Raw genomic sequence first — 16,947 nt, forward strand, 5'->3', positions numbered from 1 at the left:
ATCAAAGGGTGTTATCTAAAAAGCGTAAGTGTGTTAGCGCACAAAGTATGGTTATGAGAAGGCGCTAAAGCGCTAGAATAGAGGTTACAATGGGAATGTTTAAGAAAACTGGAAACACGTCGGAGAAAGAAACCAGAAGGAATGAAAAAGTGAAAAATATGATGAATGAGCCACAAGTTCCCGATGGATTGTTTCAAAAATGTGAAAAATGTGGTGAAATTATTTATGCGGAAGATATAATAGCAAATTACTATATCTGCCCAAACTGTAATAATTACTTTCGAATCGCTCCCAAAACGAGACTTAGTATGGTTCTGGATAAAGGAAGCTTTATCGAATTTGATGTGGATTTACCAATTAGTAATCCACTTGATTTCCCAGGTTATGAAGCTAAGCTATCTCATATGAAGTCTGTCAATAATCTTGACGAAGCAATTATAACAGGAGAAGGAAGAATCTGCGGTGCAAGCGTTTCCATCGGTGTTATGGCCTCAACCTTCTTGATGGGAAGTATGGGCGGAGTAGTCGGTGAAAAAATCACTAGGTTGATTGAATATGCAACTGAGAAACGACAACCGCTGATATTATTTTGTTGTTCTGGTGGAGCAAGGATGCAGGAGGGAATTATATCTCTTATGCAGATGGCAAAGACAAGTGCAGCCTTAAAACGTCATTCCGATGCTGGATTAATTTATATCCCAATTCTAACAGATCCAACTACCGGAGGTGTTGTTGCAAGTTTTGCAATGCTTGGTGATGTGATTCTTGCAGAGCCAGGAGCTTTAATTGGTTTTGCTGGACCACGTGTAATTGAACAGACGATTGGTCAGAAATTACCAGAAGGATTTCAACGTGCTGAGTTTTTATTAGAGCATGGGTTTATCGATAAAATTGTGAAACGAAGCAGATTAAAACAAGTATTATCCTTCTTAATCAAAACAAGTATGAACCCTACTTATGAATCCATCTATGAAGAGGAGGAGCAAGTAGAAACGTCCGAACTAGATGAGTTCTTATAGGAGAACCGTGTGAAATAAAAGAAATTTTTCACGAAAAGAACTCCAAAATAAAATCCATTTGATTTTATTTTGTGCTTTTATTATTTGTGCAAGGAGGTAAATATGGAAAATAAAATATCTGCTTGGGAACGTGTGAAGATTGCAAGAGGAACAGAACGTCCAACAAGTATAGATTATATAAGTCATATATTTGACCGCTTTTTAGAGTTGCATGGTGACCGTTATTGCCGAGATGATGGTGCAATAGTTGGTGGAATCGCAACGATAGATGGAATACCAGTTACTGTGATTGGGCAGCAAAAGGGACGTAATATCAAGCAAAACATGAAACGTAATTTTGGAATGCCAAATCCAGAAGGTTATCGTAAGGCACTTCGCCTTATGAAACAAGCGGAAAAGTTTCACCGTCCTGTTGTTTGTTTCGTGGATACACCTGGAGCATTTTGCGGTATCGAAGCTGAGATGAGAGGGCAAGGAGAAGCCATTGCAAAAAATCTTTATGAGATGTCCGCTTTAAAGACACCAATCCTATCCATCGTAATAGGGGAAGGCGGAAGTGGTGGTGCATTAGCATTAGCAGTAGCAGATGAGGTGTGGATGCTAGAAAATGCTACGTATTCCATTCTTTCTCCAGAAGGATTTGCATCGATATTATGGAAAGATAGTAAGAGAGCAGATGAAGCCGCTGGAATCATGAAAATAACCGGGGAAGACTTATTAGAATTAAAAATTATTGATCAAGTAATTCCTGAACTTTTAATGGAAGAGGCACCCAAGGAAACGTCGACACGTTTCGGTGAGGAGTCGGAACCAATCTCTGAATTTATCACTGATTTAGAGGAAAAGAATGAGGATAACGAAGTTAAAGTTACCTTAAATACAGGTAATATGGAGCATGTTGCGTGGTCATTAAAACAAGAAATATTAGAATTCATTAAGCGTTACTCTGATAAGGGGGAAGCTCTTATAGAAAACCGTTATCAAAGATTTCGTAAGTTCTAATACTTTTAAAGGATGAATACTATTTTGATATTAAAAATTGTAGGTACATTCAGTACTCTAGTGCGAAAGGAGCTTTTAAGTTCCCTTTCCTTATAGGGTACTTTTTCTTGTTGGTAGGAAATTGCGATACAAGGAAGCAAGTATGGCAAAGGTACTTTGTTCTTACGATAATAGCCACTATAGTTATTTTTCTACCATTGACATAATATTACTGATAAGCTAAAATAATCCTAGAGATTATAATAATGATTCTCAATTAATGTATTTAACGAAGGAAGGACGATACTATGGCTAATTTAAAAGGAACAAAGACAGAAGCTAACCTAAAGGCAGCATTTGCTGGGGAATCCGAAGCAAGAAACAAATACACTTATTATGCAAGTAAGGCAAAGAAAGAAGGATATGAGCAGATTGCCTCATTATTCTTAGAAACTGCAGAGAACGAGAAAGAGCATGCTAAGTTATGGTTTAAATTACTACATAACGGTATTGGCGATACTGCGCAGAATCTTAAAGATGCAGCAGCAGGCGAGAACTATGAATGGACTGATATGTATGCAAGCTTTGCAAAAGAAGCAAGAGAAGAGGGCTTCGATCACATTGCAGATTTATTTGAAGGCGTAGCAAAGATTGAGAAAGAACACGAAGAAAGATACCTTAAGCTTCTTGAGAACGTGGAGAAAGGCTTAGTTTTCTCTAAAGATGGAGATGCTATCTGGAAATGTAGAAATTGCGGACATATCGTGATTGGCAAGGAAGCTCCACAGATTTGTCCAGTTTGTGCTCATCCACAGGCTTATTTCCAGGTGAAGGAAGAAAATTACTAAGATTTAAATCTTAGGATGTAAACTTTGTAATATAATTTGGGTTAAATTAGTTAAGTGATAAAAATCATAGGGCTGATTTAGCCCATTTTTAAATTGATAAGAAAATTATTTGCAATTATCTATTAAGATAAAACTATTAGAAGGAAGCACCTCACCCTGTTTGGTCATCAAGATAAAAAATCTATGCTTTCATAATGTGACTTCACTCACATATCCAGTGATGGGATGTGTGGCATACAAGGAAAATTAATAAACAAGTACAAAAACAATATAAAATACTACATTGTAAACAAGATGGGTTATGTTATATTACCATTACAAATAACTCTCAGGGGTAAGTGATAGGAGAACCACTACGATGATTATTGGAGAAAATCTACCGAATATTCCATGGCAAGATAGACCAGCCGGATGTACAGATATTGTATGGCGCTATAGCAACAATCCAATTATAAAAAGAAACCAAATACCAGGTGCAAACAGTATTTTTAATAGTGCGGTAATTGTAAAGGATGGAAAGTTTGTCGGAATATTCCGCAGTGATAACACAGCAATGGAACAGCATCTATTTCTTGGGAAAAGCGAGAACGGAATTGATTGGGATATTGAACATGAGCCGTTGCCTTTATATGATAAACAGGGGAATTATACAGGCGTTGCTTGTGGTTATGACCCCAGAGTGTGTTATATCGAAGATCGTTATTACGTGACTTGGTGTAAGGATTACCATGGACCAACGATTGGTGTGGCATATTCCTATGATTTTAAACAATTTTTTCTATTAGAGAATGCATTTTTACCATTTAACCGAAATGGAGTATTGTTTCCAAAGAAGATTCAGAATAAATTCTTAATGCTTTCCAGGCCTTCCGATAATGGACATACACCATTTGGCGATATGTATCTAAGCCAGAGTCCAGATATGGAGCATTGGGGGTATCACCGATATGTAATGAAGGCTGAGGGATGGGCTTGGACTAAAATTGGTGCAGGGCCAATTCCGATTGAACTTTCCGATGGCTGGTTATTAATCTTTCATGGTGTAGGAACCACTTGTAATGGTATGATATATAGTATGGGAGCCGCTATTCTTGATAAAGAGGAGCCATGGAAGGTAACCTATCGTTGTAAACCATATATCTTTCATCCATCAGAGCTTTATGAGTGTGTTGGTGATGTTCCAAATGTTACATTTCCTTGTGCAACAGTCCATGATGCAGCTACTGGGCGAATTGCTATTTATTATGGTGCAGCAGATACCGTGGTTGGATTAGCGTTTACTCAGGTGGATGAGTTGGTGGATTTTATTAAAAAGAATGCAAAGGAATAAGAATGTAAATATAATTTAGATTCCAGTTTGTCGAAGCCATTGATACTTAAATGGCTTCGACATTTTTCATATAAGATGAACAGTAAATTTTACTTATTATCTGCTTTTGCTTTATTATTAATTTATGTACTTATGATCTGCTCTAATCATTATAGAACTGAACTATACTAGAATATATTTGAATGAAAGTACGAAGATATGAATGAAAGTACGAAGATATAATGCTAAATATGGTTTTAGTAGTAAGATTAGAAAAATAAGAATATATTAAAGATAAGAATTAGAACCAGAGGATAAGTTGAAAAAAGAAATTCATTTTTCAACACCTTGTTTTGCTATCGCGTGCTAATGCACGCAGACGGGAGTTTGCATGAATAGCGGAAAAGCAGATAATCAGCTGAATTTAGCACTAGATACAACGAATCGTGAACGTGAGCAAACACAAGACTTAGATGTTGGGTACAATCCAGAAACGAGACAATGGGAGTTAATCGTTAAATTTAATAGTAGTTTGCAAAGAGTTGCGGATGAATTAGGATTTTTATTCGTAGAATTATTAGGTAATTATGCGATTATTACCATTGATCAGGATAAAATTGATCGATTAGTTGGATATAGTGAGATTGAATTTGTTGAGAAGCCAAAACAGTTAACCTTTGAAGTAACGGAGGGCAAGGTAGCTTCTTGTGTTACAGCAGTACAGGCTCCGCCTTTTAATTTAGAAGGGGAGGGTGTTATTGTAGCCGTTATCGACTCAGGAATTGATTATTCTCATCCAGACTTTAGAAAGGAAGATGGAAAGACCAGAATTATAGGGATTTGGGATCAAACAATTCCAGCTACTGAAGATCGTAAACCCCCAGAAGGTTTTGTAGAAGGAACTTTGTACACTGAGGAAGATATTAACGCTGCTCTAGCAATTAACAATATGTCGGAACGAATGAGACTCGTGCCAAGTACTGATTTATCGGGGCATGGTACCCATGTTGCCGGAATTGCTGCTGGAACAGGAATTTTATCTGATGGTAGATATAAAGGAGTAGCGCCAAAGTGTGATATTTTGGTTGTGAAATTGGGGAATCCAATAAGTAAGTCATTTCCTAAGACATCACAGCTCATGACAGGTGTAGACTTTGCTGTAAAAACTGCCCTAGCAAGGAACCAGCCGTTAGCAATTAATGTTAGCTTTGGTAATAACTATGGTTCTCATGATGGCAATGCGATTATAGAAACATACTTAAATACTGCGGCAAATTACTGGAAAACAAATATAATAGTTGGAACGGGGAATGAGGGAGGTAGTAGGACTCATACCGCTGGTATATTAACGCCAAATGTAAATGCAGTGGTCGAATTAGTAATTGGAGAAGGGGAAACATCAATTAATGTACAGTTATGGAAGAATTACTTTGATGAATTTGATATCTCTTTGATTCACCCAAGCGGTAATGTAGTTGGGCCGATTCCATCAATTCTTGGATCACAGCAATTTCAATTAAGACAGACGAAGATATTACTCTATTATGGCAAACCGATCCCTTCTAATAAAGCACAGGAAATTTATTTTGAGTTAATACCAGTAGATCAGTTTTTAGTATCTGGGATATGGAAAATTGAACTCACACCAAGAAGGATTATTGCTGGTAATTATAATCTATGGCTTCCTGCTTCTGGTACATTAAGTGGGCAGACTGGATTTTCAAGACCTACACCAGAGACAACATTAACCATACCATCCACTGCATCAGGAGTCATTAGTGTAGGAGCATATGATTCCAATACGGATAGTCTTGCCTATTTTTCTGGACGCGGTTTTACCAGAGGAGATCAGATTGTAAAACCTGATTTGGTTGCTCCTGGGGTGGATATTATTTCAGCTTCCCCAGGGGGTGGGTACTCTGTACGGTCAGGTACCTCCATGGCAACCCCATTTGTAACAGGAGCAGCTGCACTGTTAATGGAGTGGGGGATTGTAAAGGAGAATGATCTTTATCTCTATGGAGAGAAGATGAAAGCATATCTAATTAGTGGGGCAAAGCACTTACCAGCATTTAGAGAATATCCAAATCCAATCGTTGGGTGGGGGGCTCTTTGTGTCAGGGATAGTTTACCGATATAGATTTACTTGTTTACTTTCACAAAGTTCTATGAAATCCCTTCTTATCATAAATGATCAATTAATATTGGATCTATGATAAAGAAGAGATTCTAGTTATCTTATATGTGATATGGGAAAGAAAATAAAAAAGTGCAAAGTTAAGTAATTAGCAAATATAGATACATAATACTAAAATAGACTAATTAATTAGCTGGTGTGACACCACATTATATGAATTATTTCAGTTCTAATATCAATAACGAAACAGATATAACAATTCAAAAACATTTAGTCAGCCTGAATGGAGTACAACCAGTCAGGCTGCTTTATGTTGATGCTCCTAATGGATTTATAGAAATAAAAAGAATAAACCTCAATTTTCAATCAAGGAAAAGAATAAATTAAAAAAAACTAATAATGGAAAAATATGTTGCTGATTAGCAAAAATATGATATTATATGTTATATAAAATATGTAAAAGATTACCACTTACCTAATGCTGAAAAAATAGTTTAAAGATTGTCAGCTTAATGAAATATAGGATGAAAATCGTTAATTATATGGAGGTGATTCTAAGGTATCAGGAATTGTTATAGCTATAAAGAGGCTGTTGCCTGCCACGAAGGGTATAAGGCAAACAGATTCACACCAAATGAACCGGACTTATATCGTTTCCGTGTAGTGGAAGATGCTACTGATGGAGAGGTAAATACTTCAGTTTTATATCGCATGATTTTTAAGAAAAACAGAACGAACATTGAGGAAGGCATACTGGAATTAGAAAGGGTTGTAGAAAAGTTAACTAAAATTCAGAATAACGAAAGAATAGAGATAGAGCAGAGAATACTTGCTTCGATCAATGATATAGTGAATAGCAAGGGTGTTGAACTTTATAAATTAAAGTGTTATTTCGGAGAAGGAAAAGTGAGCAGGCTAGGAGAAATACTTTTGGAATTATGGAAGTCTGTACGTGATGTTATGTATAAAAATATATTAACAAGAAAAGAAAATGGCCTACTAATTCTTACTCAAAGGATACCTGTGATTGTTGAAGCAGAACGAAATTTGTTGGAGGAATTAACTAAATAACAAGATAAATAGGAGATGTGGTATGAAAAATAATAATATTGTTAAAAATTATTTTCGTATATTAAAGATTATTGCGCATGAAAATAAGAAATTTCTTTTTGCTTCTGTCTTACTTGTTATTTCCAGTAGTGCCTATCCATTTATTAATATCTTTCTTTTGAAATATTTACTAGAAGCAATTGAAAGAAAAACATCTCTTGAGGACTTTATCATATTTGCAATAGTAGCTGTTTCCATCAATTTAGCGATTACGGGGATTAAAATCATATCAGACAGATATGAAAAACTCTATGCCAAAGTCCAGATGATTCCCATGACAAGACGGTTTATTACTCAGTCTATTAAAATGGATTATCAAAATATGGAAAATGAACAGGTAATACAGGAGATGAACAGAGCCTCTTATGTTTTGCTCAACAAAATTAACCTGGAGCAGTATTTGGAGGCAGCAAACCTTATCCTTATTTCTTTTATTCAATTAATTATAACCATTGTTATTTTAGTGAATACCAATATTTTGATTTTTATGTTAGTGCTGCTGGTATCGATACTCAATAATGTTATAAATTTCGCAACCCAAAAGAAAAATTACATAGTACATAAGGGAATTGTGCCGATAGAAAGGCGATGGCGATACATTATTGACATGACTACAGATATTTCTTTTGGAAAGACCGTAAGACTTCATAGTTTGAAGGACTATTTTCTGAAAAAAGGAGAGGAAAACCGTGGTGAGTTTATATCTCTACATGGAAAAAGACTGAAAAATATTTTTCATGCGGATATGATTAAGGGAATTATTTCTTTATTACAGGAATTGGGGGTATTTATCTGGCTTGTTTACGCTGTTATATATAAGGGATTATTAATTAGTAGTTTTACCGTTATATTTAATTCAGCTTCTCAGATGAATGCCAGTTTCGTTACATTGGCTGAGAATATTTATCTATTAGCTGAGAATAACAATTATATGAATGACTTTTTTCACTTTCTGGACCGTAAAAGTCAACTGCGTTCAACTGGTTCCCTGTCTGTTAATGAATTAAAGCAGACTGGATGCATTGAATTTCGTAACGTGTCTTTTACCTATCCCGGAAGTACCAGAGTTATCTTAAAGGATATTAACTTGAAGATAACTCCTGGGGAAAGTATAACGGTAATTGGTGAAAACGGTGCTGGCAAAACAACACTGGTTAAACTGCTGATGCGGCTTTATGATGTTACAAGTGGTGAAATCCTATATGACAATGTCAACATTAAAGAATATGATTATGATGAATATATGAAGGTTTTAGCCACTATTTTTCAGGATTACCGGATTTTCGCATTCAGTATCTATGAAAATATATGTCTTCATGAAGATTATCAGAATGATGTTTTCCATATGGATGAAATACTTGAGGACAACAACATGCTGCAAAAGGTCAAAAGTCTGAAACATGGCGGTGAAATGATTTTATCCAAATTGTTTGATGAATCCGGTATTGAGCTTTCCGGGGGGCAAATGCAGAAGATTGCTTTATGTAGGGCAATCTATAAGGATGCACCGGTGATTATCCTGGATGAACCAACTGCGAGTCTATCACCACTGGCAGAAGCAGAGCTCTATAAGGATTTTCACCGTTTGGTTAAAAATAAGACTGCAATTTATATTTCCCATCGGTTGAGCAGTTCTACAATCAGCGATAAAATTTGTGTTTTGCATAATGGAGAAATCATTGAATATGGATCTCACAAGCAATTGATGGAGCTGAATGGGGAATATAAAAAGATGTATGAGCTTCAGTCAAGATATTATCAAGACCAGTTGGAGGAATCAGAATGAAAAAAGCAGTGAAATGTATAGGTCAATGGTTTTCATACTTTGGAGAGGTTCTTACATTATTAAAAAGAATTGGGAGGGTAGAACCGGGCTATCTGATTGGTTACGTGATCAATATCATATTATCTGCGGTGATACCATTTAACAGTATTCTGTTTATTAAATTGCTTTTGGACGAATTTGTTAATCATCGTAGATTTGATGTATCATTGCTTTATGTATTTCTGATGTGTGGCATTAATTTCTTATACAGATTTTTAACAGCTTGTCTTAATCGTCAGGAGCAGATGGCATTGGAGCGAATAAAAGCAAAATTTTTATTAGACGTGGAAGAAGTAACTATGACGATGCCATATGATAAGCTGGAGAATGCAAAGGCTATTGACCAGCGTCAGAAGGCAATGGAAGTTTTTTATCCAACCATGACTGGATTTATGGATTTACATAAAACAATGTATTTATTCCGTACGTTATTGGCGAACCTGCTACAGTTATTTGGTTTTGTCTCTATCTTGTTAACATTGAATTCTCAGGTTATTTTAATTATGTTTGTGATTTGCCTGTTCAGTATAATAATTGAATCCATTGCATCGGAAAAGGAGTTCAAGGTATGGAATATCACATTGGTTCAATATGGCCGTAAATTAGGATATTTGCAAGATGTGGGTACAAACCTCGCCTACGCAAAGGAACTGCGGATTTATCAGCTTAGCAATTGGTTGTCAGCAAAATTGACAGATGTAATTAATAAAATAATAAAAGATGTTTCTAAAACAGTACGTTGGTTTGTTATGGTAGCGTGCATTTCCAATGCATTAATTATCCTTTTTAATGGCGGCCTCTTTCTCTATTTTTACTTGCTGGCCTCTGATAAAATCATTACGCTTGCCGAGGTAACGGTTTATTTTAATACGGTCAGTTCCTTTATTGTTGCACTGCTTGCTATTTCAAATAGTTTGGTAATTCTATTTAAGTCGGGGCATTATTTGCAATCCTATAATGAATATATGAATATGGGTACGGAAGAGGAATCCTCTTTTCCAATGGAACAAAATAAGGAAATATTTTCAGAAGATATGATTCAGAACATGTCGTTGGAATTCAGAGATGTCTGGTTTCGGTACCCTGGTTCACAAGAGGATACTTTAAGGGGTGTTTCCTTTAACATTGCTCCAGGGAGTAAGATTGCTATTGTAGGGGATAATGGTGCGGGTAAGACGACAGTTATTAAGCTGCTTATGAAATTCTATCAACCGGATTCCGGTACCATATTACTTAATGGGGTAGAGATACAGAACATACCCAACAAAAAATACTATGAATATATATCTGCAGTTTTTCAGGATTTTAAGGTATTAAACTATACATTAAAAGAGAATATCGCTTTTGACAAGCTATGTGATCAAACCGAACTGGACCAGATAATAAAAGATTTGCAGATGGGAGAAATGGTTTCCAGACTACCTTCAGGACAGGAGACTATATGCGGAAGATTATTTGGAGAAGAAGGCATAGAACTCTCGGGAGGGCAAGCACAGAAAGTAGCTATTGCAAGAGCTTTATTAAAAAATTCTGGGGTAATTATTCTTGATGAGCCTACTGCCATGCTTTCACCGGCAGGAGAATTTGAAATATATCAGAATTTGAATGATTTGACGATGGGAAAAACGGCAATCTTTATCTCACATAGAATGTCGAGCTGTCGTTTCTGTGATAATATTATTGTATTGGAACAGGGGAAAATAGTGGAGCAGGGAGATCATTTATCACTAATGAAGCTTAATGGATTATATTTCAAGATGTTTACTACTCAGGCACAATTTTACCAGGACATGCAGAACATAGAATAGTAAGTAATTCATTAATGGATAAGAGAGGAAGTTTTCTAATTGCCAAAATCAGCGTTAGGATGATTGCTATCATTGGTATGGCAGAGGATAAGGGCTTATTTTATTAGTGGAGCGAAGCACTTACCCGTATATAATATTTTATAGTATTTTGAAGTTCTTCCTTATTAATGATCTATTAATACCAGATCTATGATAAAGAAGAACTTTTTTATTCATGGCAAGGAAAAGTTCGCGAAGTGTGCTTTTTCTTGTTTATGAACGAAAAGCCCAGGAAGCATATACTCTCATCATTCCTTTCATAACGGATTCAAATCGGTGATGGATGAAACTAATATGTGATATATAATACCAATTATGTAAATAAGTGTTTCTTGCTAATAATTTACCACTGTAATATAATAAAGTATGATTGGTGAAAATCATTTCCAATTAGAAATTACTTTACCATGCTGTTACTTAAAAATGCGTATTTACCGTAATAGGGAATGGAGGAAATCGTGATGGAATTACAGTGCGACAAACAAACCAAGGATAAGAAAGAAAAAAATCGGGAGCGATGGAATTTTGTTACATCGACAAAACAAGGAAAAAGACTTATATTTGAGTCTATGCAACCATATTCCATGGAGGTATTTTATCCAAAATCTTGTTCTCTAAATCAGAGTAAAATCCCTTGTATATGCTTTCTCTCAGAAACAAAGAAGGGAACAGAAGAAGGTATAAAAAACTACGCAAGTCTTGCACAATTTGCAGAGCGTGGTTATTTCGTAGTCATATTACATAAGGAGTCCTCTTTTCATGATATGGAATCTATGAATCAGTGTTTGTTCTCAGTCAAAGAATATTTCAAAGACAATAAGAAGTATTCTTGTGATATAGAACGGATGGTTATTTGGATGGATCAGATACCAAGGGAAGTACCTGACTCCATAACATGCAGTGCTTTTGTTGCTTATCATGACAACCAAAACGATGCCGAAGTTTCTACCAAATTAATCGAGATTGGTAAAGACTCGTCTAAGGTCTTATGTCTTAGCGGCGGAGACGGCTTATGGTCTGACGATATTTTTAATATTGTGGAGGATTATATCGTTTCATATTTTGAATAATTGCTGTAACTGAACGTAGATGGGATTCCAATTGCAGAACCGATGAATAAAACTTGGGACAAGAGAAATAGTTCTAAAAAGAAGATTAAGCTTCTTTTCGGAAACTTTCTTTTGTCCCTTTTTCATACACGGAAAACGCATGAAAAAAGGTGGGGCTTCTGAAAGCCTTTTTTAGAAGCAAAACTCATTTATTTCTACTATTATTTAAAACGAAGAGAAAAATGGCATTAGGATTCGAATCCTAGTGCCATTTTGTCTACAGTCTGAGATAGATTTTAAAAATCTATCGCTTTTTTATGTATTCTGCCATAATTGTTTTATAACGTTTATAGAAGAAAGTTTTACATATGAGAAATTTGATCATAAGTTTTTTGAAATAATTTAAGATAAAAGAGATGCATAGAAAGTGAAACATAATTTACTAGATGTTATTTTTTTGCTATTGTTGCAACTCTTTGTGGAATGGATACCTGGCAAGATATCGCTGATTTTGCTGAAGAACGTGAAGATTGGTTCCGTAAATATTTGCGTTATTGATGTTAAGACTATGCGTGGAACTATAGATAGTTTAATGGAAAAGTCAGCTATTCATGTGGTAAGCGCATGGGCAAGTTAGAATAAAATTGTGCTTTGACAGGTAAAGACCAACGAGAAGAGCAATGAGATTACAGCAATCCCAGATTTATTGGAATTGTTAGTAATAAAAGGTTGTATCATTACAATTGATGCAATGGGTATCTGGATTCAATAACAGATGACTCTCATACGTTTTCCGTGAATTCTCTGACGAATTATCTTTACAAATAATCAATGGTATTATAATATAGAAAATATAGGCATTAAATTCCATAAAATAGATAATGGAGGTAAATTATGAAATTAGAATATTTTTCGGAATGTTATAGACATTCATTGGCTCACATATTAGCTAAAGCTGTTATTGAGCTTTTCGGAAGGGAAAATGTTAAGTTGGGAATAGGTCCTCAGATTGACGAAGGATTTTATTATGATTTCCTCTTACCGAGATCTCTTACTCCAGATGATTTTGAGACTATTGAAAATAAAATGCGTGAGATCTTGAAGAGAAAGGAAGATTTTGTTTATCGAGAAGTTTCGCGCTATGAAGCTTTTGCTGAGTTCGCTGATCAGCCTTTTAAGAAAGAACTCATAAGTGAATTACCGGATAACGAGGTAATAAGGATTTATAATACAGGTAATGATTTCAAGGATTTGTGTAGAGGTCCTCATGTAGAGAACACAACTGAATTATTAAATTGCTCATTTGAAATTAAAGCAGTTTCTTCTGCGTACTGGAAAGGCAATGAGAATAACGATATTCTACAGAGAGTGTATGTGTTTGCATTTGAAAATAAGGAAGACCTTAAAGCACATTTAGCATTTTTAAAAGAAGCAAAAGAAAGAGATCACAAAATATTAGGTCCTCAATTGGATCTGTTTTTTATGGATGCAACTGCACCTGGAATGCCCTATTGGTTACCAAGAGGATGGAAACTGTTTAATACTATTCTTGATTTCTGGAGAGAGGAACATGAAAAACGTGGCTATCAGGAAATTTCTTCACCGTTAATTAATCACAACTCATTATGGATGACGTCAGGTCATTGGGATCATTATCAACACAACATGTTTACAATTGATATTGATGAGAATACGATATATGGTGTAAAGCCTATGAACTGTCCAAACTCAATTGTGGTTTATAAAAGAAGAAATAGAAGTTACAAAGAATTACCTCTCAGATTATCAGATTGTGATGTATTACACCGTAAAGAAAAGTCTGGTGAATTGAACGGTTTATTACGTGTACAGATGTTTAGACAGGATGACTCGCATAATTTTATTACTGAGGACCAGATATATGATGAAGTTAATGCAATTTTAGATATTGCAGATTTATTCTATGGAATTTTCGGCTTAGAATATCGTCCGGAATTATCTACTCGACCTGAACATTTTATGGGAGATATTGAGTTATGGGATAAAGCTGAAGTTGAATTAAAAGAAATTCTTGATAACAGATATGGTGTAAATGGATATGATATTAATGAAGGAGATGGAGCTTTTTATGGTCCGAAGATTGACATCATGATGAAAGATGCATTAAAAAGACAATGGCAAATGGGGACAATTCAATTGGATTTCCAACTACCTAGAAATTTCGATATTTCATATACTGATTATGATGGAAAGGCAAAAGTTCCAGTTATTATTCATCGAGTAATTTATGGCTCGCTTGAACGGTTTATCGGTATAATTATTGAAAATTTTAAAGGATCATTTCCCTTCTGGATATCACCTGTTCAAGTTGGTATTGTTCCAATTAGCGAAAAACATGTTGAATATACGAAAGAAGTTATCAGCTTACTTCAGGCTGTGAAAGTTAGATTTGAAGCAGAGCTGTCTGAAACTCATATGAACAAGAAAATAAAATACTTTAGGAATTATCGAGTCCCTTATGTATTAGTTCTTGGTGATAGTGAGGTGGAGAATAGAACAGTATCTATTAATATTCGAGGTGGAAAACAGTTGAAGAATATACCGGTAGATGATTTTGTAGCACTTTGCAGTAGATTATTAAAGACAAGAGCATTAAATCTAGCTGATAATGAAGGTGACATTAAATTATTATTAAATGAACAGATTAATCCCCCAGCTATGCTGGGGCGAATATAATAATCAGTAGCGTTACGTATGTTATAGAAAAGCCTCCTATGTTACACTGATAAAGGTACCGCAAGCCAATAACAGAATAGGAGGCGGTCCTAATAGACAGTTCAAGTCTATCACATACAAAATGGAAATGCCAATACCACATTGTATTTATTCCAAAATACAGAAGAAAAGTTATGTACGGAAACGTAAAGTCGGATGTTAGAGAGGTATTAAATAAACTATGTGAATTTAAAAAGGTGCATATAGTTGAAGGTGCAGTATGTGCAGACCATGTACATTTATGCGTAAGCATACCACCAAAATTGAGTATATCTGAATTTGTAGGGTACCTTAAGGGGAAAAGTGCACTAATGATATTTGATAAACATCCAGAGATTGGAAGTAAGTGGGATAGATCATTTTGGGCACCAGGTTATTAAGTATCAACGGTCGGAAATATCACTGAAGATGCAATAAAAAGATATATACAAGAACAGCAAGAAGAATCAAAACAAGAAGAACAAAGCAAGTAGCGCCTCTTAAAGAGGCTGATGGTAACAGTGCTTGCGATACCAGTCTTTTAGGCGAGCATGTAACCAGCCTTATAGGGCTAATAGCAAACCACCACTTGATGAAGTGGTGGTTGCAGACTGTAGACAAAATGGCACTGGGATTCGAATCCTAATGCCATTTTTCTCTTCGTTTTAAATAATAGTAGAAATAAATGAGTTTTGCTTCTAAAAAAGGCTTTCAGAAGCCCCTTTCTTCCTAGCTTCTTTAAATTCATGCATGCAAAAGTCAGTCCGACTTTCATTTCCATCTGGGCTTTTCCTATCATCTGTGTGTATCTGAAGCCGTGATTCTCTTTTGCTGTTCCGAATAATCTTTCAAAAGTTTCTTTTCTTAGAGAATATAAATTTTTCATTCCAATGGTATACCTGATATCTTCACATTGTTCCATGTAATCATCCTAAATATGTTTTGTAATCACTTTTACATGATTTTTGCTTTCCGTACACCGGGTTAGATATGGACATTGGGCACATGTTGTTTCGCAGCTCTTATATTCTCTATAACCATCACGATTCGTTGTGGAATACTTTAATACTTGATTGTTTGGGCATCATCTTTTGTCATTGGACGTTTACATGGAAGAAGAGGTTTGATACCATCTTCTATCAGAAGTTTTTCGATTACCGGTGTTTTATATCCTGCATCCATAACAAGTGTTTCTATTCCTATATCCTTGATTTTATCTAAAGTTCCTTAAAAGTTCGACTATCATGTTCATTACCATGATTTACTGTATAACCAAGAAGCCGTCCATTTTTGTCACATGCTGCTTCAACAGCATACGCAAAAACATGTTTATGTTCGCCTTTTCTGAACCATCCGCTTTCTGGGTCTGTTGTACTACACTTTATTGTTTTTCCTTCTATTGGAACATCGTCAGTATAGTCATTTCCTTCACCACTTGATGGAGGTGTATTATCATCATTTTTGTCATTTCTTTTGAATGCTTTTTTTCCGTGACTAGCTCAGTCTTCATTGATTTCTTTTTGAAGAAGATTTTCGTAGAACAATGCTTCTTTGTGAGCTATCTTTTGTTGCATCTTTTAATTATTAGCACTTGCTTTCACATGTGTTGCATCAACAAATACCTCTGTTGGATCAACAAATTTATACTTATAGCATTCTGAAAGTATATGGGAGAAAATTTGTTCAAACAGTCGGTATCTTTAAATCTTCTTGTGTAATTCTTTCCGAATGTAGAGAAGTGGAGAATATTGTCCATCATTTCTAATCCAAGAAACCAGCGGTATGCTACATTTACTTCGATTTCTTTCATTGTTTGCGCATACTTTTGATTCCATAGAGATACTGAATAAAAGGAATTTTAATCAACATAACTGATCCATACTTGGTCGTCCAAACTCTAAAGAATATTTATTCTTCACAAGCTCATATATAAAGTTCCAGTCTATAGCTCTATCAATAACTCTTAAAAGATGATTCTGAGGTACCATATCATCCATACAGAACATTTGGACCTGTTCTCTTTTTTATCTGTATTCTGAGTCATCATATGCATTCAACACCTGTTTTTTATATAATAATTATATCATAA

General features: G+C 35.2%; 9 protein-coding genes and 3 pseudogenes. 11 read left to right on the top strand and 1 reads right to left on the bottom strand.

All coding sequences use genetic code 11. The features are described from left to right. Positions 1-89: 89 nt before the first annotated feature. The 11 genes and pseudogenes from CC92_RS23455 (at position 90) to tnpA (ending at position 15,352) form a co-directional block, all read left to right on the top strand. Positions 90-2,021: pseudogene (locus tag CC92_RS23455) on the top strand (acetyl-CoA carboxylase carboxyltransferase subunit alpha). Between the two features lie 287 nt (positions 2,022-2,308). After that, positions 2,309-2,848, top strand: a complete 540-nt coding sequence (gene rbr, locus CC92_RS0102295; protein WP_029502037.1) for a rubrerythrin — start codon at positions 2,309-2,311, stop codon at positions 2,846-2,848. 358 nt (positions 2,849-3,206) lie between these two features. Next, positions 3,207-4,178 (top strand): glycoside hydrolase family 130 protein, encoded by a 972-nt coding sequence (locus CC92_RS0102300; protein WP_029502036.1) that lies wholly within the window; start codon positions 3,207-3,209, stop codon positions 4,176-4,178. A 370-nt stretch (positions 4,179-4,548) separates the two neighbouring features. Further along, positions 4,549-6,297, top strand: coding sequence for a S8 family peptidase (locus CC92_RS23190; protein ID WP_029502035.1), 1,749 nt, complete (start codon positions 4,549-4,551; stop codon positions 6,295-6,297). A 708-nt stretch (positions 6,298-7,005) separates the two neighbouring features. After that, positions 7,006-7,365 carry a hypothetical protein gene (locus tag CC92_RS0102310; RefSeq protein WP_029502034.1) on the top strand — a complete coding sequence of 120 codons (360 nt, stop codon included), beginning with the start codon at positions 7,006-7,008 and terminating at the stop codon, positions 7,363-7,365. A gap of 22 nt (positions 7,366-7,387) precedes the next feature. Next, complete coding sequence (locus CC92_RS0102315) at positions 7,388-9,190, top strand: ABC transporter ATP-binding protein (RefSeq protein WP_029502033.1); 1,803 nt, start codon at positions 7,388-7,390, stop codon at positions 9,188-9,190. Next, positions 9,187-11,037: an ABC transporter ATP-binding protein gene (locus tag CC92_RS0102320; RefSeq protein WP_029502032.1), complete on the top strand. Its 1,851-nt coding sequence runs from the start codon at positions 9,187-9,189 to the stop codon at positions 11,035-11,037. The genes CC92_RS0102315 and CC92_RS0102320 overlap by 4 nt, the downstream gene beginning before the upstream one ends. Positions 11,038-11,537: 500 nt before the next feature. Further along, the gene (locus tag CC92_RS0102325; protein WP_029502031.1) at positions 11,538-12,146 is read left to right on the top strand and encodes a hypothetical protein; all 609 of its coding nucleotides are present in this window, start codon (positions 11,538-11,540) and stop codon (positions 12,144-12,146) included. 462 nt (positions 12,147-12,608) lie between these two features. After that, entirely contained in the window at positions 12,609-12,683 is a 75-nt protein-coding gene (locus CC92_RS23575; RefSeq protein WP_081842013.1) for a hypothetical protein, read from the top strand. Positions 12,684-13,019: 336 nt separating this feature from the next. Continuing rightward, entirely contained in the window at positions 13,020-14,840 is a 1,821-nt protein-coding gene (thrS, locus tag CC92_RS0102335; RefSeq protein WP_081841796.1) for a threonine--tRNA ligase, read from the top strand. Between the two features lie 92 nt (positions 14,841-14,932). Next, positions 14,933-15,352: pseudogene (gene tnpA / locus CC92_RS20660) on the top strand (IS200/IS605 family transposase). 77 nt (positions 15,353-15,429) lie between these two features. On the opposite strand, the pseudogene CC92_RS20665 reads toward tnpA, so the two are convergent. Next, positions 15,430-16,911 (bottom strand): annotated as a pseudogene (locus tag CC92_RS20665) (IS1182 family transposase). Between the last annotated feature and the right edge of the window lie 36 nt (positions 16,912-16,947).

This window comes from Lachnoclostridium phytofermentans (assembly GCF_000733755.1).
Classification (GTDB): domain Bacteria; phylum Bacillota; class Clostridia; order Lachnospirales; family Lachnospiraceae; genus Lachnoclostridium; species Lachnoclostridium phytofermentans_A.